This is a genomic window from Microbacterium sp. P5_E9 (assembly GCF_054049175.1).
The window spans coordinates 411,782-437,398 of sequence record NZ_JBFUMV010000001.1 but is presented as its reverse complement, the minus strand read 5'-3'; the positions used below and the strand labels follow the sequence as shown (position 1 = coordinate 437,398).

22 protein-coding genes and 1 other RNA gene are annotated in these 25,617 nt (G+C 69.4%); 9 read left to right on the top strand and 14 right to left on the bottom strand.

Annotated elements, in window-relative coordinates; translation table 11 throughout:
• Positions 1-25: 25 nt before the first annotated feature.
• Positions 26-1,048 carry a sugar-transfer associated ATP-grasp domain-containing protein gene (locus ACXJ3V_RS02200; protein WP_457098613.1) on the top strand — a complete coding sequence of 341 codons (1,023 nt, stop codon included), beginning with the start codon at positions 26-28 and terminating at the stop codon, positions 1,046-1,048.
• A 59-nt stretch (positions 1,049-1,107) separates the two neighbouring features.
• On the opposite strand, the gene ACXJ3V_RS02195 is transcribed toward ACXJ3V_RS02200, so the two are convergent.
• The 3 genes from ACXJ3V_RS02195 to ACXJ3V_RS02185 all read right to left on the bottom strand — a co-directional run bounded on the left by ACXJ3V_RS02195 (position 1,108) and on the right by ACXJ3V_RS02185 (position 4,332).
• On the bottom strand, positions 1,108-1,806 hold the full coding sequence (locus tag ACXJ3V_RS02195) for a coenzyme F420-0:L-glutamate ligase (protein WP_457098612.1): 699 nt from the start codon (positions 1,804-1,806) through the stop codon (positions 1,108-1,110).
• The gene (locus ACXJ3V_RS02190; protein WP_457098611.1) at positions 1,803-3,197 is read right to left on the bottom strand and encodes an RNA polymerase sigma factor; all 1,395 of its coding nucleotides are present in this window, start codon (positions 3,195-3,197) and stop codon (positions 1,803-1,805) included. The genes ACXJ3V_RS02195 and ACXJ3V_RS02190 overlap by 4 nt, the downstream gene beginning before the upstream one ends.
• Positions 3,198-3,408: 211 nt before the next feature.
• A complete protein-coding gene (locus ACXJ3V_RS02185) occupies positions 3,409-4,332 on the bottom strand; it encodes a proteasome assembly chaperone family protein (protein ID WP_457098610.1) in 924 nt (307 codons plus the stop codon).
• Between the two features lie 150 nt (positions 4,333-4,482).
• On the opposite strand from ACXJ3V_RS02185, the gene ACXJ3V_RS02180 reads away from it, so the two are divergent.
• The 3 genes from ACXJ3V_RS02180 to sucB all read left to right on the top strand — a co-directional run bounded on the left by ACXJ3V_RS02180 (position 4,483) and on the right by sucB (position 9,163).
• The gene (locus ACXJ3V_RS02180; RefSeq protein ID WP_457098609.1) at positions 4,483-5,958 is read left to right on the top strand and encodes a leucyl aminopeptidase; all 1,476 of its coding nucleotides are present in this window, start codon (positions 4,483-4,485) and stop codon (positions 5,956-5,958) included.
• Complete coding sequence (gene lpdA / locus ACXJ3V_RS02175; protein ID WP_457098608.1) at positions 5,958-7,331, top strand: dihydrolipoyl dehydrogenase; 1,374 nt, start codon at positions 5,958-5,960, stop codon at positions 7,329-7,331. The genes ACXJ3V_RS02180 and lpdA overlap by 1 nt, the downstream gene beginning before the upstream one ends.
• A 65-nt stretch (positions 7,332-7,396) precedes the next feature.
• Positions 7,397-9,163 (top strand): 2-oxoglutarate dehydrogenase, E2 component, dihydrolipoamide succinyltransferase, encoded by a 1,767-nt coding sequence (sucB, locus tag ACXJ3V_RS02170; RefSeq protein ID WP_457098607.1) that lies wholly within the window; start codon positions 7,397-7,399, stop codon positions 9,161-9,163.
• 9 nt (positions 9,164-9,172) lie between these two features.
• Here the strand turns inward: sucB and ACXJ3V_RS02165 are convergent, their stop codons facing one another.
• Positions 9,173-10,471 (bottom strand): hypothetical protein, encoded by a 1,299-nt coding sequence (locus ACXJ3V_RS02165; RefSeq protein ID WP_457098606.1) that lies wholly within the window; start codon positions 10,469-10,471, stop codon positions 9,173-9,175.
• 120 nt (positions 10,472-10,591) lie between these two features.
• Here ACXJ3V_RS02165 and ACXJ3V_RS02160 point away from each other — a divergent pair, with 120 nt between their 5' ends.
• A complete protein-coding gene (locus ACXJ3V_RS02160; RefSeq protein ID WP_457098605.1) occupies positions 10,592-11,302 on the top strand; it encodes a DUF4191 family protein in 711 nt (236 codons plus the stop codon).
• Positions 11,303-11,314: 12 nt separating this feature from the next.
• On the opposite strand, the gene ACXJ3V_RS02155 is transcribed toward ACXJ3V_RS02160, so the two are convergent.
• A complete protein-coding gene (locus ACXJ3V_RS02155) occupies positions 11,315-11,716 on the bottom strand; it encodes an RDD family protein (protein ID WP_457098604.1) in 402 nt (133 codons plus the stop codon).
• 132 nt (positions 11,717-11,848) lie between these two features.
• Between ACXJ3V_RS02155 and glnA (ACXJ3V_RS02150) the strand changes: the two genes are divergently transcribed.
• Complete coding sequence (glnA, locus tag ACXJ3V_RS02150; protein ID WP_457098603.1) at positions 11,849-13,273, top strand: type I glutamate--ammonia ligase; 1,425 nt, start codon at positions 11,849-11,851, stop codon at positions 13,271-13,273.
• Positions 13,274-13,346: 73 nt separating this feature from the next.
• A complete protein-coding gene (locus ACXJ3V_RS02145) occupies positions 13,347-14,870 on the top strand; it encodes a hypothetical protein (RefSeq protein ID WP_457098602.1) in 1,524 nt (507 codons plus the stop codon).
• On the opposite strand, the gene ACXJ3V_RS02140 is transcribed toward ACXJ3V_RS02145, so the two are convergent.
• The 3 genes from ACXJ3V_RS02140 to ACXJ3V_RS02130 are packed head-to-tail and all read right to left on the bottom strand — an operon-like array spanning position 14,861 to position 19,472.
• Complete coding sequence (locus ACXJ3V_RS02140) at positions 14,861-17,863, bottom strand: bifunctional [glutamine synthetase] adenylyltransferase/[glutamine synthetase]-adenylyl-L-tyrosine phosphorylase (protein ID WP_457098601.1); 3,003 nt, start codon at positions 17,861-17,863, stop codon at positions 14,861-14,863. The two genes, ACXJ3V_RS02145 and ACXJ3V_RS02140, sit on opposite strands and share 10 nt — an antisense overlap.
• Positions 17,864-17,874: 11 nt before the next feature.
• Positions 17,875-19,212 (bottom strand): type I glutamate--ammonia ligase, encoded by a 1,338-nt coding sequence (gene glnA, locus ACXJ3V_RS02135; RefSeq protein ID WP_457098600.1) that lies wholly within the window; start codon positions 19,210-19,212, stop codon positions 17,875-17,877.
• 29 nt (positions 19,213-19,241) lie between these two features.
• Complete coding sequence (locus ACXJ3V_RS02130; RefSeq protein WP_457098599.1) at positions 19,242-19,472, bottom strand: SPOR domain-containing protein; 231 nt, start codon at positions 19,470-19,472, stop codon at positions 19,242-19,244.
• Positions 19,473-19,538: 66 nt separating this feature from the next.
• On the opposite strand from ACXJ3V_RS02130, the gene ppgK reads away from it, so the two are divergent.
• Positions 19,539-20,303, top strand: coding sequence for a polyphosphate--glucose phosphotransferase (ppgK, locus tag ACXJ3V_RS02125; protein WP_457098598.1), 765 nt, complete (start codon positions 19,539-19,541; stop codon positions 20,301-20,303).
• Between the two features lie 31 nt (positions 20,304-20,334).
• On the opposite strand, the gene ACXJ3V_RS02120 is transcribed toward ppgK, so the two are convergent.
• Positions 20,335-20,877 (bottom strand): hypothetical protein, encoded by a 543-nt coding sequence (locus tag ACXJ3V_RS02120; protein WP_457098597.1) that lies wholly within the window; start codon positions 20,875-20,877, stop codon positions 20,335-20,337.
• Between the two features lie 254 nt (positions 20,878-21,131).
• Complete coding sequence (locus tag ACXJ3V_RS02115) at positions 21,132-21,890, bottom strand: hypothetical protein (RefSeq protein WP_457098596.1); 759 nt, start codon at positions 21,888-21,890, stop codon at positions 21,132-21,134.
• Between the two features lie 123 nt (positions 21,891-22,013).
• Between ACXJ3V_RS02115 and ACXJ3V_RS02110 the strand changes: the two genes are divergently transcribed.
• The gene (locus ACXJ3V_RS02110) at positions 22,014-22,253 is read left to right on the top strand and encodes a tyrosine-type recombinase/integrase (protein ID WP_457098595.1); all 240 of its coding nucleotides are present in this window, start codon (positions 22,014-22,016) and stop codon (positions 22,251-22,253) included.
• Between the two features lie 70 nt (positions 22,254-22,323).
• Here the strand turns inward: ACXJ3V_RS02110 and rnpB are convergent.
• From rnpB to ACXJ3V_RS02090, 4 genes are all read right to left on the bottom strand, one after another.
• Positions 22,324-22,686, bottom strand: an RNA gene (gene rnpB, locus ACXJ3V_RS02105) — RNase P RNA component class A.
• A gap of 45 nt (positions 22,687-22,731) precedes the next feature.
• Positions 22,732-24,462, bottom strand: a complete 1,731-nt coding sequence (locus ACXJ3V_RS02100) for a bifunctional 3'-5' exonuclease/DNA polymerase (RefSeq protein WP_457098594.1) — start codon at positions 24,460-24,462, stop codon at positions 22,732-22,734.
• Positions 24,446-24,889, bottom strand: coding sequence for a reverse transcriptase-like protein (locus tag ACXJ3V_RS02095; RefSeq protein ID WP_457098593.1), 444 nt, complete (start codon positions 24,887-24,889; stop codon positions 24,446-24,448). Before ACXJ3V_RS02095 ends, ACXJ3V_RS02100 begins: the two co-directional genes overlap by 17 nt.
• Entirely contained in the window at positions 24,886-25,617 is a 732-nt protein-coding gene (locus ACXJ3V_RS02090) for a zinc ribbon domain-containing protein (RefSeq protein WP_457098592.1), read from the bottom strand. Before ACXJ3V_RS02090 ends, ACXJ3V_RS02095 begins: the two co-directional genes overlap by 4 nt.

Genomic DNA, 25,617 nt, shown 5'->3' with positions numbered 1-25,617 from the left:
CCCCGTCCCCCACCCCGGAGCATGCATGCCTTCTCAGGGCCTCGGCCTCGCGCCCCGCCTTCGCTATCTCGCCGGACGCGCCCGTCGCATCGATGTCGGCTCCGTGTTCGAGCGTGCCAAGGAGGCGTCGGTCGAGCACGGCAAGTGGACTCCGGCGATCGTCGTCGACATGCTCTGGCAGGCCGGCCTGCGCAACGTGGGCTTCCAGGACTACATCGACTACGACTTCGCGATCCTGGGTCGCGCGGAGCGTGCGACGTACATGACCCACCCGGTGTCGAACCAGCTGTCGCAGAAGTACGACGACCCTGCGTTCCGCGGGCTCTTCCAGGACAAGGTCGAGTTCGACCGGGTGTTCTCCGACTACCTGCGGCGCGAGTGGATGGTCGTCGAAGACGGCAATGCCGACGCGGTGCGCGCGTTCGCGCAGCGCCAGGGCACCATCGTCACTAAGGAGCCCGTCGGACAGGCCGGCACCGGGGTGCACCGCTACCACGCGGCCGAAATCGAGGATTGGGATGCCTTCCACCGCGGCCTGCTGACGCGCGGCGAACTGCTCATCGAGGAGGTCATCGTCCAGCACGCCGACCTCGCGGCCGTGTGCCCAGGAACGGTCAACACGACCCGCGTGACGGCCTTCTTCGACGGCGAGCAGACGCACATCCTCGCTGTCGCGCAGAAATTCGGTCGCGGCGCGGTGAGCGACCAGATGACCTACGGCGGCTTCTACACGATGCTCGATGACGACGGGCATTCCGTCGGCGCGGGCTACGACTCGCACGGCCACATCCACGAGTTCCACCCGGAGTCCGGAGTGCGGATCGCGGACTTCCAGCTGCCGCTCATGGCCGAAGTTGTCGCGTTCGTCGACCAGGTCGCCCGGGTCGTGCCGCAGATCCAGTACGTCGGCTGGGACATCGTCGTGACGCCCGACGGGCCGGTGCTCGTCGAAGGCAACTGGGCGGCCGGGGTGTACGAGAACAAGCCGAGCGCAACCGGCATCCGCACCGGGCACAAGGCGCGCTACCGCGCCGCGATCGGCTTCTAGGTCCAGCAACGCGAAAGGGCAGATTCGCGCGGCGCGAATCTGCCCTTTCGGAGTTGGTTCTAAGCCGGGCGCACGACGCCGAGCGGCGTCGACTGGTGGCCCTGACCGAGCGGGTTGTCCTTCAGGATCGCCACGAGCCGCCGCTCCCCCGCCTTGTCGAGCGTGGAGCCGAGGATGTTGCCGCCGATGTCGTTGATGTCGACGACGGCGACCTCGGTCTTGCCGCCGAGGAGCGCCTTGAGTCGCTGGGCAACCTCGCGAGGACGGTCCGGCCCGAGCACGACTGCCTTGTTGTAGGGCGGGATCGTGCCGCTCGTGGGCCCATCGATCGCGCGGGCCTTGTCGCCGGCGATCCGGTAGAAGTCGCCCTTGCGCCCGAAAGCCTTCGTCACCGCTGCGACCGCGGCCGCGAAGAGGATCCGCAGCGTGCCGCACTCGCGGATCGCCATCTCCATCGTCTCGGGCATGCCGAGGCCGATGCCGTACGGAGTCTTCACGACGTACTTCGACAGGAAGAAGGCGAGCTTGCGCGGCGTGATCGAGTCGATCGGGAACGAGCGTCCCTGTGTGATCGCGACGATCTTCTCGGTCACGAACAGCGTGTCACCGGGCTGGATGACGTCCTGGGCGTATTCGCGCACGAACGCGTCCAGGTCGTCTCCGGGCATGACGACGCTCGTCTTGATCGGGATGCGCGCGAACGTCGTGCCTTCGAGGTCTACGGTCAGCGCCTTGCCGGCGTTGGCCTCGCCGGTCATTCGAGGTAGTCCCGGAGTGACTGCGAGCGGGACGGATGCCGGAGCTTGGCCATCGTCTTGGACTCGATCTGGCGGATCCGCTCGCGGGTGACGCCGAACGTGTCGCCGATCTGGTCGAGGGTCTTGGGCTGCCCGTCGCCGAGGCCGAAGCGCATGCGGATCACGCCGGCTTCGCGCTCCGAGAGGGAGTCGAGCAGGGACTCGAGCTGGCGCTGGAGCATCGTGAACCCGACCGCGTCGGCCGGAACGACCGCCTCGGTGTCCTCGATGAGGTCGCCGAACTCGCTGTCGCCGTCCTCGCCGAGCGGAGTGTGCAGCGAGATCGGCTCGCGGCCGTACTTCTGCACCTCGATGACCTTCTCAGGGGTCATGTCGAGCTCGCGGCTGAGCTCCTCGGGCGTAGGTTCGCGACCGAGGTCCTGCAGCATCTGCCGCTGCACGCGGGCGAGCTTGTTGATGACCTCGACCATGTGGACGGGGATGCGGATGGTGCGGGCCTGGTCGGCCATGGCACGGGTGATCGCCTGACGGATCCACCACGTCGCGTAGGTCGAGAACTTGAAGCCCTTGGTGTAGTCGAACTTCTCGACGGCACGGATGAGGCCGAGGTTGCCCTCCTGGATGAGGTCCAGGAACTGCATGCCGCGACCGGTGTAGCGCTTGGCGAGCGAGACCACGAGGCGCAGGTTCGCGCCGAGCAGGTGCGACTTGGCGCGCTGCCCGTCACGAGCGACCCACTGCAGGTCAAGGCCCAGCTGGTTCGACTTCTCGGCAGCCGTCATGTGCGACAGCTTCTCTTCGGCGAACAGACCCGCCTCGATGCGCATCGCCAGCTCGACCTCTTCGGCCGCGTTCAGCAGCGGCACCTTGCCGATCTGCTTCAGGTAGTCCTTGACCGGGTCAGCGGTGGCACCCGTGATCATCGTCGAGTAGACGGGGACGTCTTCGTCGTCGGAGGACGAGATGACGATCGCACCGGTCGGGAGCGGCTCGCTCAACGATGGCTTCTTGTCGTCCTCGTCGTCGTCGTCCTCTTCGGCGTCGGAGGCCTCCGTCTCGGCGTCGCTCTCAGCGGCGGCGACTGCCTTGGCGCGCGCAGCGGGCCGGGTCACGGGGGTGTCGTCCTCGTCGGGGGCGTCGATCTCGACGTCTTCGAGCTCGACTTCGGCGTCGATCTCGATGTCTTCGTCTGGCTCGTCGGCAACGGCCTTCTTGGCTCGCGAGGCGGGGGCCTTCGCGGGGGCCTTAGCCGGGGCCTTGGCCGGAGCCTTCTTGGCTGCCGCGGCCCTGGTAGGACGCTTCGCAGCCGTGGCGGTCACCTCCGCCTGCCCGGTCACGTCGGACTCAGTGTCCTCCGCGAGGGTGGGGGGTGTCTTCGTGCTCGGGGTCACGTTTCGCCTTTCGCCGGCGGGCGCGTGTCCCACGCCCCCCGATCGGATTTCGGACACTAGTAAGACCCTTGTCAAGTCCGCAGCCCAACGAGATGCCTCGAGGACCACGTTGACAACGGGTCAGAACATCCAGTATCTCACATCCGTCAGCGCACAACGGACTTGAGGGGATGAATCAGTGATAACGCACGAGGCGGCCCGTGCATTCCGCTCAGGACCCGCGCTTGTCCTCGTCGCCCGCCTGATGCCCCGCGAGGAAGCGCTCGAGTTCTGCGGCGAGTTCATCGGCGCTCGGCAGATCCCCGGTGTGGATGATCGGGGTCGCGAGCGTGGATCCGGCCATGTAGGCGTCGTAGCGCTCTTCCAGGCCGACGAGCATCCGCGCGAGCTCATCGCTGTTCGACAGCTGCTCGTCCACCTTGGTGAGGTACTCGCGGTTCTGGTCGCGCAGGTCGTCGCCGGAGAAGACCAGCCCGGTCGCCACGGTGATGCTGTCGAACGCGGCAAGAGTCGCCGCGGGGTACTCCGTGTCGCCCAGGTAGTGCGGCACGAGCAGGACGAACCCGGCGACGGCGAAGCCGGACTCGGCGAGTCGGTACTCCAGCAGGTGGCCGGCGGTCGCGGGAACCTGGGTCCGCGGCTGCCACACCGAATGAAGTCTCGTGAGATCCCCCCGGGTGCCGCTGACCGTCGTCCCGATCGGGCGGGTATGCGGCACCGGCATCGGGATGGCGTGGACCCAGGTGATCGTGGAGACGGCGTAGGACGTGGCGAAGTCGATCACCGCGGCCGTGAAGGCGTCCCAGGCGAAATCAGGCTCGTAGCCGGCGAGCACCAGGAACGGCTGCCCGAGCGCGTCGTGTGCGAGCGACAGCTCGAGCCGGGGCGGCCGATAGTCGGTCAGGTGGTCCTGATCGAAGGAGACGACCGGCCGGCGCGCGCGATAGTCGAGGAGCACATCGTTGCTGAAGACGGCGAGCGGGGTGGGATCGAGCTCTTCGCGCAGATAGTCCACAACCCCGCTGACGGCGCTGCCGGCGTCCGTGAAGCCCGTAAGCGCCATTACGAGGGGCAGCCCGGCAGGTACCGGCGGCGCCGACACGGCACGCTCGAAGAGGGGCACGGACAATGGCATGCCTCCATGGTACGAGGCGCATCCGACGGGCGGGTCACCGGCGTCCCGCTCACAGCGAACACCCGTATCCGTTGGGTTGAGTAGCGCCCCCACGGGGCGGGCATGGTGTTATCCCCGAAGGGGCGCGTATCGAAACCTAGGATGGAGATCATGTCGTTTCCCGACCTCGAAGTCAGCACCGTCCCGATTCAATCCTCCGACGCCGACGCGATCCTGCTGGCGCTCCCGGTCCTCGATTCCGATTCGCCCGCAGCGCTGGCCGACTGGCCGGGAGTGCGCGAAGCGCTCCTCTCCACCGGCTTCACCGGTGCGGCGTCGTCGTTCCAGCGCGTCTACGCGCCGGAGAGCACAGCGCTCCCCCTCGCCGTCGTGGGCACCGGCGCGGATCCGGATGCCGCAGCCGTCCGTGACGCCGTCGGTGCCGGCATCCGGCTGCTGACCGGGTTCGCGAGAGTGTCGGTCGCCGTCGTCGACGCGACGCCCGAACTCTCCCTCGCCGCCGCGGAGGGCGCCGCCCTGGGCGGCTACCGCTTCAGCGGCTACAAGTCGGAGGCGCCGAAGGCTCGGGCGACCACGGTGATCGTGCACTCTGCGACGGAGATCGAGCCCGCAGCGCTGGCCGCGGCAACCTCCGCCGCCTCCGCCGCCGCACTCGTCAAGGATCTGGTCTCCACCCCGGCGGAGTGGCTCGGACCGGCGGACTTCGCAGCGCGCGCCGTCGAGGCGGTCGCCGGGCTTCCCGTTGAGGTCGAGGTGCTCGACGAGCATGCCCTCGCCGAGGGCGGCTACGGGGGCATCCTGGGTGTCGGGCAGGGGTCGGACCGTCCCCCTCGGCTGGTCCGCCTGGACTACGCCCCCGCCGGTGCGGAGCGCCACGTGGCGCTCGTCGGGAAGGGCATCACGTTCGACACCGGGGGCCTCTCGCTGAAGCCGGCGGCCGGAATGGTCGGCATGAAGTACGACATGTGCGGCGCAGCGACTGCTCTCGCGGTGCTCCGGGCGATCGCCGAGCGCGGGCTCCTGGTCCGCGTCACGGCGTGGCTGTGCATCGCGGACAACATGCCGTCCGGTCGTGCGATCCGCCCGGGCGATGTCCTCCGGCAGCTCGACGGCACGACGGTCGAAGTCCTCAATACGGATGCCGAGGGTCGGCTGGTGCTCGCCGACGGCCTCGTGGCGGCCAGTCGCGAGCATCCCGATGTCATCGTGGACGTCGCCACCCTCACCGGCGCCATCACGGTCGCCCTGGGCACCCGCACCGCCGGGGTCATGGGCGACGACGCCACGGTCGCGACGTACCTGGAGGCGGCACGCGACACGGGCGAGCTCGCCTGGCAGCTCCCGCTGCCCGCGCACATGGTCGACGACCTCGACTCCCCCATCGCCGACCTGGCGAACGCGAAGATCGGCGATCCGGCCGGCGGATCGCTGTTCGCCGGCCTTTTCCTCCGGCACTTCGTCGGCCGCACCTCCGCCGATGCGGATGCGCCGCGCATTCCGTGGGTGCATCTGGACATCGCCGGAGTCGGCATGAACAAGGGCGGCCCGTTCGGATTCACCGACAAGGGTCCGACCGCGGCGACCGTGCGGTCGCTGATCCGCTTCACCGAGGGGCAGGCCGTCTGATGGTCGACCACCGTTTCGATCTCGTCGTGCTCGGGGGCGGCAGCGGCGGGTACGCCGCCGCGCTGCGCGCCGCAGAACTGGGCAAGACCGTCGCGCTGATCGAGAAGGAGAAGGTCGGCGGAACGTGCCTGCATCGCGGCTGCATCCCCACCAAGGCGCTGCTGCACGCCGCCGAAGTGGCCGAGAACGCGCGGTCCGCGGCATCCGTCGGCGTTCGCGCCACGTTCGAGTCGATCGACCCGGCCGGCCTGCGCGCCTACCGCGAGGGCATCGTCGCGAAGAAGTTCCGCGGGCTCGAAGGGCTGGTCAAGGCTCGCGGGATCACCACGGTCACCGGCGAGGGAGCACTCGAGGCCGGGCTGGCCGTGCGGGTGGGCGAGGATCGCTACGTGGGGACGGATGTCGTCCTCGCGACGGGCTCGTACAGCCGGACGCTCCCGGGGCTGGACATCGGCGGCCGCATCCTCACGAGTGAGCAGGCGCTCGAACTCGACGAGATCCCCGCCCGGGTCATCGTGCTCGGCGGCGGGGTCATCGGTGTCGAATTCGCGAGCGTCTGGCGATCGTTCGGCGCCGAGGTCACCATCATCGAGGCGCTCCCCCATCTCGCCCCCGCCGAGGACCCCGCGCTGTCCAAGGGCCTCGAGCGTGCGTTCCGCAAGCGCGGGATCGCCTTCTCGCTGGGCGTGCGGTTCGCCGCGGCGACGCAGACGGACGAGGCCGTCACAGTGACCCTCGAGGACGGCAAGACCTTCGAGGCCGACTATCTGCTCGTCGCGGTCGGCCGCGGGCCGGCCACCAACGGGCTCGGCTACGAGGCCGCCGGCGTCGGGCTCGAACGAGGATTCGTCGTCACTGACGAGCGGCTGCGCACCAGCGCCCCGCACATCTGGGCGGTGGGCGACATCGTCCCTGGCCTCCAGTTGGCGCACCGCGGCTTCCAGCAGGGCATCTTCGTCGCCGAGGAGATCGCCGGCCGCACGCCGGTGGTCGTGCCCGATTCGCAGATCCCCCGCGTGACCTACTGCAGCCCAGAGCTCGCCTCGGTGGGACTCACCGAGCCGCAGGCGGTGGCGCTGCACGGCGCGGAGCACACCGTCGCCTACGAGTACAACTTGGCCGGCAACGGCCGAAGCGAGATCCTCGGCACCTCCGGGATCGTCAAGGTAGTGCGGGTCAAGGACGGTCCCATCGTGGGCGTGCACCTGATCGGCGATCGAGTCGGCGAGCTCATCACCGAGGGGCAGCTGGCCGTCGCGTGGGAGGCCCACCCCGAAGACATCGCCCCGTTCGTCCACGCGCACCCGACCCAGAGCGAAGCGCTCGGCGAGGCTTTCCTCGCCCTCGCGGGCAAACCCCTGCACGCCCTGTGATCCCCGAGCCCTGAAGCTCATCACTAAGCTAGACACGACATTTGCATTCCGAAGGAGACACACCCATGAGCACATCCGTGGTCCTCCCCGCGCTCGGCGAGAGCGTCACCGAGGGAACGGTCACCCGCTGGCTCAAGAAGGTCGGCGACACCGTCCAGGCGGACGAAGGGCTGCTCGAGATCTCCACGGACAAGGTCGACACCGAGATCCCTTCGCCGATCAGCGGCGTGATCGAGGAGATCCTCGTCCAGGAGGACGAGACCGTCGAGGTCGGCGCCATTCTGGCCAAGATCGGCGATGGATCCGCGGCGCCTGCCGAGGCACCCGCGCCCGCCGCTGAGGAAGCCGCCGCCCCGGCCGCGGCCCCCGCGGAGGCCCAGCCCGAGCCGGCCGAACAGGCCGCCCCCGCCGCACAGCCCGAGCCGGCAGCACAGGCCGCCCCCGCGGCATCCGCCGGCGGCAAGGAGGTGCTCCTGCCCGAACTGGGCGAGAGCGTCACCGAGGGCACGGTCACCCGCTGGCTCAAGAGCGTCGGCGACGAGGTCGCCGTCGATGAGGCGCTGCTGGAGATCTCGACCGACAAGGTCGACACCGAGATCCCCTCGCCGTTCGCCGGCGTGCTCCAGGAGATCCTCGTGCAGGAGGACGAGACGGTCGCCGTCGGCTCCGCACTGGCTCGCATCGGCGATGCCGCCGCGACGCCCGCTCCGGCAGCGCCCGCACCGGCTCCGGCCGCGGCACCGGCACCCGCCGCTCCGGCACCCGCCGCTCCCGCTCCGGCACCCGCCGCTCCCGCACCCGCCGCTCCCGCGCCGGCTCCGGCCGCTGCTGCCCCGGCACCCGCCCCCGCCGCTCCGGCTGCGCCGGCAGCGCCCGCTGCCTCTGGTCCGTCCGCCCATGGACTGGGCGACGACGCGGACTCGGTCTCTTACGTCACTCCGCTGGTGCGCCGCCTCGCGCAGCAGCAGGGTGTCGACCTGAGCACCGTCAGCGGCACCGGCGTCGGTGGCCGCATCCGCAAGGAAGACGTCCTGCAGGCGGCGGCAGCCGCCGCTGCTCCGGCCCCTGCCGAGGCGGCGCCCGCTCCCGCCGCACCGGCGCCGGTGGAGATCTCGCCGCTGCGCGGGACCACCCAGCCCATGTCGCGACTGCGAAAGGTCATCGCGGAGCGCGCCGTGGCCTCGATGCAGGCGACCGCGCAGCTCACGACTGTCGTCGAGGTCGATGTGACCAAGCTGTCCTCGTACCGCGACAAGGTCAAGGCTGATTTCCAGTCGAAGACGGGCGACAAGCTGTCGTTCCTGCCGTTCTTCGCGGTGGCGGCGGTCGAGGCTCTCCAGGCCTTCCCGATCGTCAACGCCACCGTCGACGGCAGCGACATCGTCTACCCGGCGAGCGAGAACATCTCGATCGCCGTCGACACCGAGCGCGGCCTGCTCACGCCGGTTGTGAAAGATGCTGGGGGCAAGAATCTCGCGCAGTTCGCCCGCGAGATCGCCGATCTCGCTGCGCGCACCCGGGACAACAAGCTGAAGCCCGATGAGCTGGCCGGCGGAACGTTCACCCTGACCAACACCGGCTCGCGCGGCGCGCTGTTCGATACCCCGATCGTGTTCCTGCCGCAGTCGGCGATCCTCGGCCTCGGCGCCGTGGTCAAGAAGCCGGGTGTCGTGCAGGTCGATGGCAAGGATGCGATCTCGGTGCGCTCCTACGTGTACCTCGCGCTCTCGTACGATCACCGCATCATCGACGGCGCCGACGCGGCACGCTTCCTCGGTGCGGTCAAGGCCCGTCTCGAGGCCGCGCAGTTCGAGGCCGATCTCGGCATCTGACCGAACTGACTATGGCTGCTCCGCGATGTCGTGCACATCGCGGAGCAGCCATTTTCCATCTGTGCGGATCACCAGGACGAGCTGCGCGACCGGACCCGCGGTGACCGGTTCGACGCGCAGCACGGCGGCCCCGCCGAAGTCGTCCAGCAGCGTCACCGTGCGCTGATCGGTCGGGAGGTCGATCGCCCCTGCAGCGGTGACCGCAGACGGATCCTCCAGAATGCCCGCGAGGCAGGCGTCGTCTCCGGCGCACGCGATGCGCTCCGCGAGCAGGTCGGACGTGACGGCCGCAAGATCCAGCGGCGCAGGCGCCGTCGTGATCGGGGTCTCCGTCGCGCCAAGGGTCGCGGCATCCGTCGCGCCAAGGGTCGCGGCATCCGTCGCTGCATGGGCCGGCACCTCGGCGGTGGCCGGTCCTTCGCCACCCGCCGGCCACATCAGCCCCGCCGCGAGGACGGCAGCGGCGATGCACAGCGAGACGATGATCGGTCGTCTGCTCCGCCCCGTCGGCGCAGACTGCACGCGGCGCCACAGTCCGGTGGTCACGCGGGAAAGCAGGTCGGCGAAGTCCGCATCGATGTGCCGTGCGAGGGTCTGCCCGAGCCCCGTGCGCTCGGCGTGGCCGGGCGTCGCCGGACGGAGATCTTGTGTGCGGCCGTCGAGGTCGCGAACCCTGCGCGGCGCGAGGACGGCCGTGGCGAGCGGCTCGGGATCGGCCAAGCCGAACAGCCGCTCCTCTATGCGCGGCAGCGTGTGGGCGAGCAGCGCGGGATCGGTCAGCGCGGCGATGAGCTCCTCGATCGGCTCCGCCATCCTCCCCGCCCCATCGAGGAGGGCGCTGAGGACGCCAGACGACCCGCGTACGGCCGACTCCCCACCTTCGTGCGCAGCGAGCATGGGCTGACCGCCCTCGGTGAGCCACCACGTCCCAGGGCAATCGGCATCCGCGCCGCCGGCGGCGAGCTCGTGCGCGCCGCGCGCGACGCTCACCGCGAGCGTGAGCCGTTCACCGGCGCTGAGCGGGGTCGCCGCACGGCGCATGAGGAAATCGCTGAGCCGCTCCGTGCAGACCGGCAGGGCTACGTCGTGACCGTCCGCACGTCGGACGATGTCCGCCGGACCGAGCACGTGTCCATCGCGGGCCGCCCTCCAACCCGGCCAATCGTCAGGGAGCAGCTCCGCGTCGACGAGGAGGACGCTGCCGGCGCCCGGTGCACTCGCGAGGACGCCGGGCCACGGCGAGTCGGCGGGCGCCGCCACGGAGCGGAGGATCCGGTAGGAGCTCGCGAGGGGGGATTCGATCGACACCCGCCGAGTGTCGCAAGCGAGCAGTCCGCGCACCGCCCTGGTTTCTCATCCGCGCACGGAACCGCGATCCCGCTCACTGGGGAGGAACGGGCGGAGCCGCCCGAAAGGTATCCTGGAGGCATGTCCGCCCGCACCAACGCACCCGAGAAGCGACCGAACTTCTTCCGTCAGCTGCGCACCCTTTACACGTACACGCAGAAGGCGTACCGCTGGCTCCCCTGGCTGCTCGCGGGAATCCTGGTGCTCAGCATCGGTGCCGGCGTTGCCGTGGGTCTGCTGATCCCGCCCGTCGCGTGGTGGAGCGTCACGATCTGGGGAATCACCGGCGTCATGCTCGGCATCCTCATCTCCCTCATGACGATGACCCGGCTGTCGACCTCGGCGATGTACAAGCAGATCGACGGGATGCCCGGCGCAGCCGGTCACATCCTCTCGACTTCGCTCGGGCGCAACTGGTCCGCGAACGACACTCCGGTGGGCGTCAACCCGAAGACCCAGGACGCCGTGTACCGCGTCGTCGGTCGAGGCGGGGTCGTGATCGTCGCGGAAGGCGCCCGCGGGCGCTTGACGCGCCTCGTGAACGACGAGCGCTCGAAGGTGCAGCGGGTTGCCTCCGGCGTGCCCGTGACGGTCATCTACATCGGTCATGGCGAGGGCGACGTGACGATCGCGAAGCTCGCCCCGACCATCAAGGCGCTGCCGAAGAAGATCGACAAGACGACCCAGTCGGCGGTCATCAAGCGGGTCGACTCCGTGTCGCAGTCGCTGGCGTCGCTGCCGATCCCCAAGGGCATCGATCCCACGAAGGCACGCGCGCCGCGACCCCGCTGACCCGCGGGCCGGTCAGGCGCGGATCAGCACCGTGCCCGCGGCCTTGTCGTGCAGCCCACGGTTGTCGGCGTCCCAGATGACGGCGGGGATCACGAGCACGAGCAGTGCGGTGCGCACGATCGGCCGCCACAGACCGGTCCAGCCGCCGCCGAGACGGATGACGCGCAGGCGCATGATCCGGTGTCCCGGGCTGCCGCCCAGCGTGGGGATGAAGAGGATCTGCACGATGGCGAACACGACAGTCGTCGCGAGCGGATCGTAGTCGAAGAACGCGATCGAGATCAGGACGGCGCAGGCCCAGTCGATCGCCAGCGCCGCGGCGCGGCGGCCGAGCTTCGCGATGCTGCCCGAACCCGCGGGCGCGAGGCCGAGGCGCTGCCCCGCATAGTCGTTTTCTGGCTGGGTTCCGGGCACCGCACCAGCCTATCCGCGCACAAGTAACATCCCGGAAACATGGGAGATACTGTCGGGACACGCCCTTTCGGTACGGTCATCAAGACCGCCACGGCGGGCGGCACTGCCCGAAGCCCTACCTCTGGAGCCTTAATGTTCAAAGATTCATCCGAGGTGCTGAAGTTCATCAAGGACGAGGACGTCAAGTTCCTCGACATCCGCTTCACGGATCTTCCTGGTGTTCAGCAGCACTTCAACATTCCCGCCTCGACCGTCGATGAGGAGTTCTTCACCGTCGGCCAGCTGTTCGACGGCTCCTCGATCCGAGGCTTTGCGAACATCCACGAGTCGGACATGCAGCTCATCCCCGACGTGTCGACCGCGTACCTGGATCAGTTCCGCGAGGCGAAGACGCTCGTCATGATCTTCGACATCTACAACCCGCGCAACGGCGAGATCTACCACAAGGACCCGCGTCAGGTCGCCAAGAAGGCCGAGAAGTACCTCGCGTCGACCGGCATCGCCGACACTGCGTTCTTCGCTCCCGAGGCGGAGTTCTACATCTTCGACGACGTGCGTTTCGAAGTGAAGCAGAACTCGAGCTTCTACTTCGTCGACTCCGAAGAAGGCGCCTGGAACAGCGGTCGCGTCGAAGAAGGCGGCAACCTGGCGAACAAGACCCCCTTCAAGGGCGGCTACTTCCCGGTCAGCCCCGTCGACAAGACGGCCGATCTCCGCGACGACATCACGCTCAACCTCATCGAGGCGGGCTTCATCCTCGAGCGCTCGCACCACGAGGTGGGCACGGGCGGTCAGCAGGAGATCAACTACCGCTTCGACACGATGCTGCACGCGGCCGACGACATCCTGAAGTTCAAGTACATCGTCAAGAACACTGCCGAGCAGTGGGGCAAGGTCGCGACCTTCATGCCCAAGCCGCTGTTCGGCGACAACGGCTCCGGCATGCACGTGCACCAGTCGCTGTGGCTCGACGGCAAGCCCCTCTTCTACGACGAGAAGGGCTACGGCGGCCTCTCGGACGTCGCCCGCTGGTACATCGGCGGCCTGCTGGCGCACGCTCCCGCGGTGCTCGCGTTCACCAACCCGACGATCAACTCGTACAAGCGCCTGGTCAAGGGGTATGAGGCGCCGGTGAACCTGGTCTACTCGGCCGGAAACCGCTCGGCAGCCATCCGCATCCCGATCACGGGCTCGAACCCCAAGGCGAAGCGCCTCGAGTTCCGCGCGCCGGATGCCTCGGGCAACCCGTACCTCGCATTCGCGGCGCAGCTCATGGCCGGTCTCGACGGCATCAAGAACCGCATCGAGCCGCACGAGCCGGTCGACAAGGACCTCTACGAGCTTCCCCCCGAGGAGGCGAAGAACATCCCGCAGGTTCCGAACTCGCTGCTCGACTCGCTCGACGCCCTCGCGGCCGACCACGCCTTCCTCCTCGAAGGCGGCGTCTTCACGCCCGAGCTCATCGAGACGTGGATCGAGTACAAGATCGAGAACGAGATCAAGCCGATCGCGGCCCGCCCGCACCCGTTCGAATACGAGCTGTACTTCGGCGTGTAATACGTCGCGCTGGAGAAGGGCCCCGGGCGACCGGGGCCCTTCTTTCGTTCACCGCGGTCGATAACATGGCCGCATGTGGCCGTTCCACAGACAGGACCGGCCGGCGGGTCGGCAGTCCGCCCTGCCGGTGGTGCTCCGAGAGATCGGCGCCAACGCCCCGCGGCGCTTCTCCCTCGCTCTCGCCGATCCGGGCCAGGAAGCGCAGGCATGTGAGGTGCTGGCCGAGCGCCTGGGGACGGAGCTGACCGTCCACCCGGACGCGCGACTGCTGCGGATAGCCTCCACATTCCAACCCGGAGACGCTGCCGTCCTTCGCCCGCTGAACGTCCTGGATCAGGCGGGCATCGCGGTCGCCGACCTGGAGTTGGCGGACATCGTCACGGAGATCACCGACGGGGCGCTCCGCAGTATCGTCCACGACTGGGCCGTCCACGGCAACACGGGACCCTATCGGCGCCGAGTCGAGCGTCTGGCTGGACCGACGCTCCTCGACCGATGTCTCGCCGCTGCGGGGACGGCACAGGCGACTCGAGACACGGATGCCGCGGCGTGGTGGTTCGCTGTGCGGTGCGTCGCCTTCAACACACCGGGCGCCGAGGTGCGACTGATCGACGAGGCCATCTCCAGCGACGATCGCGTCGCCGAAAAGCTGGTGGGTGCCGCAGCCGAACGCGTGCAGCTGGCGCGCCTGGGCGGCCTCGTGATCGACGTGCCGGCAGAGAGCATTGCGGCGGCGCTTGGTCGCCGCGGCGTCGTCGCCGAGCGCGCCGCGGCGCTGACTGCGCTGCTGCCAGCTCACCTGGATGCCGTCGTCGCCGCCGCACTGTGCAACCTGGCCGATCGCGGCGGCGACGCAGCGCTCACCGCGCTGCGGGCGCTCGGCAACGCGGCGCCGACGGCACGGGTGCGCGCCACCTCTGAGGCCGCAATCTCCTCGGACGACGCGAACACTCGGGCGGCGGGCCTCGCCCTGCTCGCGCGCCACTGGCCAGGCGACGCACGGCCGGTGTGGCGCCGGTTTCTGGAGTCGAACTCCGCGCCGCTGCGGCAGATGGCCGAGACTGTCATGGGTGAGTGCGGCACTGAGGAGGACCTCCCTGATGCGGCCTCCCACCTCGCCATGCTGCTCCGGCTTCGGCACGGGATGTCGCAATCGCCACCCCGGGGCAGCGCCATCGTGAACCTTCTGATCCGATACCGCGACCACCCCGTTGCCCGAGAGGCGCTCGACGATCTCACGGCGCGCTGGCCGCGCCTGTCCGACGATATGCGCGCATGGGTATCGGGACAGCATCCTCAGCTCGTTCCGGTGGCCGCAGCCGCGGACGATGAGCCGTCAGAGCCGCCGTCCGAGGAACTCCTGACGTGGCCGCCGCCGTCGGTCCAGCGCGAGGGCTCGTCGTTCATGCTCGTCTTCGACGAGGAAGGCGCCCACCACCCCGTCAGAGGTCGGTTCGAGGAGCACCTCGACCGGCATCCTTCGGTCGAGGTGCTCGACGGTGACCGGGAATGGCTTTCGGTCATCATCGCCGCGGCGGATCCGGAGGCACTGGTCCGCACGCTGTGGTCTGCGGCGGGGGACGACAGTCACCCGTAGAAGAGCTTCTCGAACACGCGGCGGGCCCGCCGCGTCGCGCCGAGATAGTCCTCCTCGACCTGCGATGCCGAGCGCGGCGGGTACTCGAGGAGCCGGCCGATCCCATCGAGCCGGCGGCGGTCGGTGGGAAGGATGTCGCTGGTCTGCCCCGACAGAAGGGTATTGGCGGACCTGAGCCGGCTGGCCAGGCGCCACGCAGCCGCCAGTCGAGCACCGGCCGACTCGGGAATGAGGCCGGCGTCCTGCGCAGCACGAAGCGCGGTCATCGTCGAGGTCGTGCGCATGGCGGGAACGGCATGCGCGTGCTGCAGCTGCAGCAGCTGCACGAGCCACTCGACGTCGCTGAGCGAGCCCGGTCCGAGCTTCAGGTGGCGCGCGGGGTCCGCTCCCTGCGGAAGGCGCTCGTTCTCGACGCGGGCTTTGATTCGCTTGATCTCGCGCACGCCCTGCGGGTCTGCTGCCGCCGGATACCGCACCCGGTCGGCGAGCTCGGTGAACGCCCGAAGCAGTTTGACGCTGCCCGCGACACCCCGCGCCCGCAGCAGCGCTTGCGCCTCCCAGGACAGCGACCAGCGGCCGTAGTACTCCGCGTACGAGTCGAGGGATCGCACGATCGGGCCGTTGCGTCCCTCCGGTCGCAGGTCGGCGTCAAGATCGAGCGGGACGCGGTGATCCTCGGAGTGCTTGCGCAGGCCAGCCACGATCTTGTTGGCGAGTTCGTTGGCGTGCTGCGGCTCGATGCCATTGGCCCGATAGACGTAGAGGACATCGGCGTCGGAGCCGAAGCCGAGTTCCCGACCGCCGAATCGGCCCATCGCGATGACCGCGAAGTCCAGCGCGGCATCTTCCGGGGGCACCACCTCGCGGCGCACGGCCCGAAGCGTCGCCTGGATCGTGACATCTGTGATCGTGGTGAGCGACTCCGCCACCTGCTCGATGCTGACCGTGCCCAGCAGCGCGGCCATCGCGGTGCGGAGGAGTTCGCGTCGCCGCAGCGCCCGCACGGAGCGCATCGCGTCCGCGATCGTGGCATGGCGCGTCTGGATGGCACGTGCCTCCTCCTGGAGCGCGTGCCCGGAGCGCGGTGTCAGCAGCTCGTCATCGTCGAGCCACGCGGCCGACTCGGGGGTCCACTCCATGAGCTCGCCGACGTAGCGAGACCCCGACAGCACGCGGGTCAAACTCTCCGCGCCCGCCGATGAGTCCCGCAGCATCCGCAGGAACCACGGAGTGCTGCCCAGTCGCTCGCTGATGCGCCGGAAAGCAAGCAGCCCGTAGTCCGGGTCGACGCCGTCCGCGAACCAGCGGATCATGACCGGCATCAGGTGGCGCTGGATGGCCGCCTTGCGGCTCAGGCCGCTCGTGAGCGACGCGATGTGGCGCAGGGCGCCAGCCGGGTCGGCGAACCCGATCGCGGCGAGCCGATCATGCGCCTGCCCGGGCGAGAGCGCACGCTCCTCGGCAGGCAGCGCCGCGACCGCCGAGAGGAGCGGGCGATAGAAGAGGCGGACATGGATGTCGCGGACCTCGCGCTTGATCGACTCCCAGACCTCCCACAGCGCCTCACCGGTGTCGGCCAGCCGGGTGCTGCGGGCAAGGGTCCTCAGCTCCTCCGGTCGGGAGGGCATCAGGTGGGTGCGTCGCAGATTTCGCAGCTGCATCCGATGCTCGAGGAGCCTCAGGGCGCGGTAATGGCGGGCGAACGCGGCGGCCTCGGGTCGGCCGATGTAGCCTTCCGCGACGAGGGCGTCCAGCGCTGAGAGGGTGCCACGCTGGCGGATCTGGTCATCTGTCAGCCCGTGGACGAGTTGAAGGAGCTGCACGGTGAACTCGATGTCACGGATGCCGCCGGGGCCGAGCTTGATCTGGTAGGCGACCTCGCCGGCGGGAATGTGCTCGGTGACCCGCTCGCGCATGCGCTGCACGCTGTCGACGAAGTTCTCCCGCGCCGCGCTCGTCCAGATCTTGGGCTGGACCGCGGCCACGTACGCCTCGCCGAGCTCCAGGTCTCCGGCGATCGGGCGGGCCTTCAGCAGCGCCTGGAACTCCCAGCTCTTGGCCCAGCGGTCGTAATACGACAGGTGCGACGCGAGAGTTCGCACGAGCGCGCCCTGCTTGCCTTCCGGTCGGAGGTTGGCATCGACCTCCCAGAGCGGCGGCTCGATCTCCACGGACGAGATTCCCCGCATCAGCTGCACGGCGAGCCGGGTCGCGATGTCGACGACGCGGCTCTCGCCGATCTCATCGATGAGTTCAGGGTCGCCGCCCGCGACGAAGATGACATCGACGTCGCTCACGTAGTTGAGTTCGCGAGCACCGGTCTTGCCCATCCCGATTACCGCGAGCTGGGTCCGTGCGACCTGCTCCCGCGGGAACAGCGCGCCGCCCGCTCCCCCGCTGACGCGGGTGCGTGCCACGCTCAGCGATGCCTCGAGGGCCGCGCCCGCGGCATCCGCGAGCATCGCCGCCACCGCGGGGACCTCCTCGACCGGGTCCGCGCTCAGCAGATCGTAGGCGGCGATGCGCGCGAGCAGGCGTCGGTAGCGGGTGCGCAGGGCGACCCACGCCGCTTCGCCGGCCTCCTCCGCGAAGCCGTCCACGGCTCCGACCGAGTCCAAGAGGCCGACACGCAGCTCTTCCGGGGCGGGAAGGGCTCGGCCGGCGCCTTCGAGATGCGCGAGTTCATCCGGGTGACGCAGGTAGAAGTCTGCGAATCCCGTCGACGCCCCGAGCAGCGCCCAGAGGGCGTGCCACCCCTGCGGGTCGCGCTGCAGAGCTCGGACGGGAGCGGGGTCCCGCCGCACGATCCTGACGAGGGCGGTCAAGGCGGCATCCGGGTCTGCTGCGGAGGCCGCCTCCGACGTGAACGCCTCCCGAGGCAGCCCGAGTGCCTCCTGGAGCTCGCCCAGGCCGGACTCGGCATCCGCCAGTTGGCTGAAGCCGATCCGGGCGAGCCCGGTCAGGGCGGACGTGCGCTCGTTCGAGGACACCATGGGGCGCCCGGTCAGAGCATCTCGAGATTGCTCTTCAGCTCGAAGGGCGTCACCTGCGTGCGATACTCCTGCCACTCCTTGCGCTTGTTGAGCAGGACGTAGTTGAAGACCTGCTCCCCCAGCGTCTCGGCGACGAGCTCCGACTCCTCCATGTACTCGAGGGCGTGGTCGAGACTCGCGGGCAGCGGCGCGTAGCCGAGCGCGCGCCGCTCCGAATCAGTGAGCGACCAGACGTTGTCCTCGGCCTCGGGCGGAAGGTCGTAGCCCTCCTCGATGCCCTTGAGTCCGGCCGCGAGCATAAGCGCGTAGGCGAGGTACGGGTTGGCAGCCGAGTCGAGCGCGCGATACTCGACGCGCGAGCTCTGGCCCTTGCTGGGCTTGTAGAGCGGTACTCGCACCAGCGCCGAGCGGTTGTTATGACCCCACGTGATGAAGCTCGGGGCTTCGTCGCCGCCCCAGAGCCGCTTGTACGAGTTCACGAACTGATTGGTGACCGCGGAGATCTCGTTCGCGTGCCGCAGCAGTCCGGCGATGAACTGACGGCCGACCTTGGAGAGCTGGTACTGCGCGCCCTCCTCGTAGAACGCGTTCATGTCGCCCTCGAACAGCGACATGTGCGTGTGCATGCCGCTGCCGGGCTTGCCGCTCAGCGGCTTCGGCATGAAGGTCGCATAGACGCCCTGCTCGATCGCCACCTCCTTGATGACGGTGCGGAACGTCATGATGTTGTCGGCGGTCGCGAGGGCGTCTGCGTAGCGCAGGTCGATCTCGTTCTGGCCGGGACCACCCTCGTGGTGGCTGAACTCGACCGAGATGCCGAGATCCTCGAGCATGCGCACCGAGCGCCTGCGGAAGTCGTGGGCGGTGCCGCCTGGCACGTTGTCGAAGTAGCCGGCGGAATCCACCGGCTCAGGACCGTCCGCGCCGAACGACGACGACTTGAGGAGATAGAACTCGATCTCGGGGTGCGTGTAGAACGTGAACCCGGAGTCGGCGGCCTTGGCGAGGGCGCGCTTGAGCACGTGCCGCGGGTCCGCCACCGCCGGCTGCTCGTCCGGGGTGGTGATGTCGCAGAACATCCGCGCCGTCGGGTCGATCTCGCCCCGCCAGGGCAGGATCTGGAACGTCGTCGGGTCGGGGTGGGCCAGCAGATCGGACTCGTATGACCGGGTGAGTCCTTCGATCGCCGACCCGTCGAAGCCGAGGCCTTCGCTGAAAGCCCCCTCGACCTCGGCCGGCGCGATCGCGACAGACTTCAGCGTTCCGACGACGTCGGTGAACCAGAGCCGGATGAACTTGACCCCCCGCTCCTCGATCGTTCGCAGTACGAAGTCACGCTGCTTGTCCATCGCATCCTCTCCGGGCCCAGTCGGCCTGGTCAGTCTTCGCCGTCGACGTCGTCGTCCGGGCGCGGGGAACTCCCCCAGTCATCCTCGCGTGCATCGGCTTCCGCCCATGCCCGCGAGCGCTCGCGAAGGATCGAGGGAGCATTCGCAGCCTCCTCGGCCGTCTCGAACGGGCCCGCTCGATCGACCGCCGGAGATACGAATCCGAACTCGACCTTGCCCGTCGTCAGGTTGTACCAGTACTTCTCGCTGTCGCTCGACACTGCTGCCCCCTTCGATCCTCGTTCGATCCTACCGACCGGCCGCGTGCCGCTGGATAGGCTGAGGGCATGGCTTCCAAGGCGAAACGTGCAGTCGGAGTGGACATCGGCGGCACGGGCATCAAAGCCGGCATCGTGGACCTGGTCGGCGGCGTGCTCGCCAGCGACCGGGTCAAGGTTCCGACTCCCGTCGGCGCGCAGCCGAGCGACGTCCTGGAGGCCGTTCGCACCGTTCTGGAGGCGCTCGGCGTCGCAGACGACCACGACGTCCCGCTCGGGGTCGCGTTCCCCGCGATCGTCAAGGGCGGTCGCACGCTCTCCGCGGCCAACGTCTCGAAGGACTGGATCGGGTTCAAAGCCGAGAAGTTCTTCGCGAAGGGGCTCGGACGCGACATCCACTTCGCGAACGACGCCGACGTGGCCGGTGTCGCCGAACTGCGCTACGGCGCGGCGGCCGGACGCGACGGGCTCACGATCCTGACCACGCTGGGCACCGGCATCGGCTCCGCGATGCTCTACAACGGCGTGCTGGTGCCGAATACCGAGCTCGGTCACCTGCAGCGCGCCGGTGCCGAGACCGACGCGGAGGCGTTCGCCGCGTACTCGGCGATGGAACGCGAGAACCTGAGCTGGGAGGAGTGGGCGGCACGTCTGCAGTGGTATTACAGCCACGTCGAGTTCCTGTTCAGCCCCGACCTGTTCATCGTGGGCGGCGGCGTGTCCAAGCACGCCGACCAGTTCCTGCCGCTGCTTGACCTGCGGACTCCGATCGTTCCCGCGGTGCATCGCAACAACGCGGGCATCATCGGGGCTGCCGCCCTCGCGCTCGGCTGACCACACCGAGCTGCTGCTCGGCGGGAACCACCTAGTCGCCGGTCCGCAGCGGGTCGACGGCGTTCTCGATGAAGTGGCTGTCGCCGAGCACGCCCGCGTCGAACAGGACGCGGTACGCGGCCTCGACCTCGTTGAGTCGGTCCGCCCCGGCGGCAGCGCCGAGGTCGCCGGAGCGCACCTCGTCGAGCGACGCGATCGCCCATTTCGAGAACGCGGCCTGCAGGCCCATCGCCCGGTTATGGGGACCGGGGGTGTCAGCGACCCCGCGGCGGCCGGGGAACATGAAGCCGGTCGGGAGGGTCCACGGCCAGATCTTCGCGGAGGCGACGTAGAGCGCTTCGACGTCGGCGTGCGAAACGTGGGAGTCGAGCACCTCGTGCTCGCCGAGGCCGTTCGCGCGGAACAGGTCGTCCACGGTACCGGGGACGGTATCTATCGGCTCGACGGTGCCGGCCAGCGCGACCTGCACGCGGTCAGGCAGGAACGGGACGACGATGGGAGCGGCGAGGGCGACAAGCCCCACGGCGACAATGGCCACGGTTACCCCGGTCGTGATCTTGGCTGTGCGATTCATCATCGACAACCTACTCAGGGCGACCGACTCGAGGCCAACTGGCAGGTCACGTGGAGATAAGCGAATGGGCCGGCCTGTACGCCGGGTATAACTCACGGCGTGTCGGGCCGTTGCGGGTCGTTGAGGGATTCGTGTGTTATCCCCTGGTCAGAGCCTTATTTCTCACCCGTCGAACTCGTGGCGATTGCTGGCCGTTTGGGGCTTGGCGTGACTTCTTGTGTCCTACTCGTGTCCTGGTCAGAGCCTCGCGACTGTTACGCGAACATCTGGCGCAGAACGTCGAGGTCGCCCGCGTCGAGCGCCTTCGCGATCACGTCAGCGTCGGCCGGGTTCGGGAACAGGCTCGACAGGCGGTCCTCGAAGATCGCGCGCATGGAGTCGACGTCGCCCGCAGCGGCTGCGGTGCTCATCGCTTCGATCGCGTTCTGGTACGGGATCTGCTGGTAACCGGCAGGCGCGTCGTGCGGGTTGAAGTACGGAATCCACGGGATGGAGCTGTCAGGGTGCAGCAGCAGGACTTCGCCGGGCTGGATCGTCCGCGTGTGGTTGAGCGTCGCGATCTGCAGCGCGTTCGCGATGCAGAACCGGTCACCGATCGCGAACAGCGCATCGCCGGGCGCGACGGTGTAGGTCTTGACCCTGCCCTCGTCGTCCAGGCCCACGGTCCCCGCGGCGAGGTCGCGTGCGCCCCGGTCCACCAGCTCCCCGTGAAGGCCCGCGCCCATCGGATACTCGTGAAGCCAGGCCGGGTTCTCGCATCCGGCAGGACTGTTCTTCGGGATCGCAGTCCCGTTCCCGACGTACACGTAGCCGTCGCCCAGCTCTTCGAGCATCTTCTCGCCGACCGGGTCGGTCTTCGGCTCGGGGTCGGGCTCGACTGCAGCGGCGGCAGCTGTCTCGACGACCGGCGTGACTGCCTGGACGGTGGATGCGACAGCCGGGGCCGCGAGCGCGGCTAGTCCGACGACGGTGAGGGCTGACAAGCCCCAGGTGATCTTGGCTGCGAGGTTCATTGGCGACAGCCTGGCATCAGTGGCCCATCTGTAGCTAGAGAAATGATTGTCACTCAGACGGCACACCGCCCGCCTCGGACGAGCCGGGACGGGCGGTGAGAGTGCGGCGCCGCGAAGGGACCCATGCTTCACGGCCCCGCTGCAGGCGCGGACCAGCATGCACTGCGGCACTACTACGCGAGCTTGCTGATCCGGTACGGCGAGAGCGTCAGGACGGTGCAGGCCCGGCTCGGTCACGCGAGCGCCGCGGAGACGCTGGACACCTACTCGCACCTGTGGCACGACGCGGAGGACCGCACGCGGGACGCCGTGGACAGCGTGCTCGCTGGCGGATCGCGCGGTGCCCTGGGCGCGGTGCGCTGACCGTCCTGTGTCCCACTCGTGTCCTGGAGCGGGTGTCCCGAAGAGAAATCCCAGGTCAGAGGTACTAAGGCGAATGGGCCGGCCTGTACGCCGGGTTCTGTTCCGGGGCGAAAGCCCCTTCGACGGTCATCTATCTCGGCGACACGTTGCCGTGCCGCTCCAGCGGCCTACCCGGGGACTCGGCGGGCCGCGTCATCATCCCCTGTCTGGCCTTGCTCCGGGCGAGGTTTACCTTGCGAGTCGCGTCGCCGCGACCCCGGTGGTCTCTTACACCGCCGTTTCACCCTTACCGCATCCGAAGATGCGGCGGTCTGTTCTCTGTGGCACTGTCTCGCGGATCACTCCGGGTGGGTGTTACCCACCGCCCTGCCCTATGGAGCCCGGACGTTCCTCGGTGCGGGAAACCCCGCCACGCGGCCGTCCAGCCGACCCATTCGCGGGCCGAGTCTAGCCGCCGCACCTGACGATGCGGTGCGCGTCAGACCTTGTCGGCCGACTCCGCGATGCGCAGATCGAGCGGGAAGTCGATCGGGAAGCCGCCGAACAGCAGGCGACCGGCGGATGCCGCGGAGGCGCGCACCTCGGCGGCCACCTGTTCGGCGAACGCGGCGGGCGTGTGCACGATGATCTCGTCGTGGAGGAAGAACGCCAGGTGCGGCGACCGCTCGAACGCTGCGCCAGACTGGGGCGCGGCATCCGTCTGCGAAACAGGCGGAAGTGCCGCCAGCCGAAGGCGCAGGTCGGCGAGCCATGCCAGCGCCCATTCCGCCGCCGTGCCCTGGACGATGAAGTTGCGGGTGAACCGGCCGCGATCCCCCGCCCGCCGGCGGGCTCGCGCTTCATCGGCGCCCGAGGCGCCTGGCTCGCTCGCGTGCGCCTGCGCGGCGTGCCAGAGCAGATCGGGGGGCGGGGAGCTGCGCCCGAGCCAGGTCGTGACGATCCCGCCCGCCTCGCCGATCCGGGCTGCGTCGTCGACCATCGCCATCGCGCGCGGGAAGGTGCGGCGGAGCCGAGGCACGAGGCGCCCGCTGTCGCCTGTCGTCGACCCGTACATGGCGCCGAGCATCGCGATCTTCGCCTCGGCGCGGGTGGCTACCGCCCCGGTGTCCACGATGCCGGTGTACAGATCGCGGCCGCGCGCGGCCGCGGCGAGCGCCTCGTCGCGCGCCATGGCGGCGAGCACGCGCGGCTCGAGCTGTGCCACGTCGGCGACCACGAGGCGCCAGCCCGGATCGGAGCGGACCGCGGTGCGCAGCTGCCGGGGCAGCTGGAGCGCGCCCCCGCCGGACGAGGCCCAGCGGCCGGTGATGACCCCCGCCGGCACGTAGACGGGACGAAACCTGCCCCGATCGATCCACTCGTCGAGCCAGTTCCACCCGTTCGCCGAGAGCAGGCGGGACAGTTTCTTGTACTCGAGCAGCGGCTCGATCACCGGGTGGGTCTGCTCGGCGAGCTCCCATCGGCTGGTGGATTCGACCAGGATTCCGACCCGGTGCAGCGAACGCAGCAGCTTCGGCTGCGAGTCCAGGCTCGCCGTGGGATCCCCCAGGGCCTCGCGGACGCGCTGCGCCGACGCTTCGAGCTTGGCGGGCAGGCGGCCCGGATCGGGGCGCTCACCGAGGACGTCGGCGAGCAGCCGATCGTGCTCGGCGATATCCCAGGGCAGCCCGGCGGCGCGGAGCTCCTCGGCCACGAGGGCTCCGGCGGATTCCGCCGCCAGCAGCAGCCGCAGCCGGACCGGCTCTACCGCGGACGCCAGAGCTTCGCGCTGCCGCGCGAATTCGAGGAGCGCGCGGTCCAGGTCCACCGGGGGTCCGTCGGGCAGCGATGTGTCGTCCAGTTCGAACAATGCGGGCGCACGCGCCGGGAGCGATGAGGTCGCGGCATCCCACTCCGTCGCATTCCGCAGCAACTCCGCGGCGCCGGCGAGCGCGGAATCCCTCAGGATCGCGTGGCAGAGCCGCAGGTCGTGGCAGCGCTCGACCCGCACACCTCCTGCGAGCAGGTCGGGGTACCAGCTCGGCGTGTCGTTCCAGACCCATCGCGCGGCGTTTCCTGCCTCGCGCGACGCGACCCAGGCGATGAGATCGGCCCCTGCAATTCGCGTGCGCGTCCTTTCGGCGCCGTCGGCATCCAGCTCAGCGGCGAGGACGTCGCCGCCCGCGCGGCCGAGGGCGATCCAGGTCGCGGGCTCAGGCCGTTCCGCCATCGTGCTCCCGCAGGAAGCTCTCGCACCGATCCATCGATTCGTTCGCGGCCGCGTCGGCGCGCGCGTTCTCCACGCGCGGGATCCACTCGAGCGTGACTTCGCGGTCCGCGATGACGCCCTGCGCGCGGTGGGCGAGCACCTGCATATCCGGGTGCTTGATCTTCCAGCGGCCGGACAGCTGCTCGACCACGAGCTTTGAATCCATGCGCACGCGGACGGATGCCTCGGGGTCGCGCGCGAAGGCGGCTTCCAGCCCCGCGATCAGACCGCTGTACTCGGCGACGTTGTTCGTGGCGATGCCCATGAAGGTGCCGACCTCGACGAGGAGCTCGCCACTGCCCTCGTCGAGCACCACCGCGCCGCCGGCGGCGATGCCGGGGTTTCCCCGAGAGCCGCCATCGGCCTCGACGATGAACCGTCGGCTCACAGGCCGGATTCCTCCGTGCGGACCAGGATCGACCCGCACTCCGGGCAGTTGAGGATCGCATCGTCCGCCGCCTGGCGGATCGCCTGCAGATCGGTGCCGGCGAGCACCATGTTGCAGCCCTCGCAGGTGCCGCGGCGCAGCAGGGCCGCTCCGGAGCTGCGGACCGCCGCGCGGTCGTACAGCGCGAGGAGCGCTGGCGGGAGGGTCGCCGACACCGCGGCGCGATCGCGCGCAGCCTGGTCGTGGGCGGCGGTGGCCTCCGCGACAACCCGCTTGCCCTCGGCGCTGAGCCGCGCACCCTCGTCGTTGTTCTCCGCGATAAGCGCCTCCTGCTCGGCCACGGCGGCGTCGGCCTGCTCGAGCCGGTCCATGAGATCGAGCTCGGCATCCTCCAGGTCGCTCTTGCGGCGTGCGAGAGAGGCGAGCTCACTCTCGAGCCCCTGCACTTCCTTTGTGTTGCTCGACGTGGCCAGCCGCTCGGCGTCTCTGGTGCGGCGAGCGTCGACCATCTCGACGTCCGATTCGATGCGCGCCAGCTCGCGGCGCAGATCGTCCCTGGCGCCCAGGCGGGTGGAGAGCTCTGGCGACAGCTGCTGCCGGCGAGCGAGGAGCTCGTTCACCCGCGCCGCCTGGGGCGGGTTGCGGCGCGCCGCATCCGCGGTGCGGATGCGGGCATCGAGCTCGGCGACCTCGAGGAGGCGACGCTGGTCGGCGGGGGTTGCGTTCAC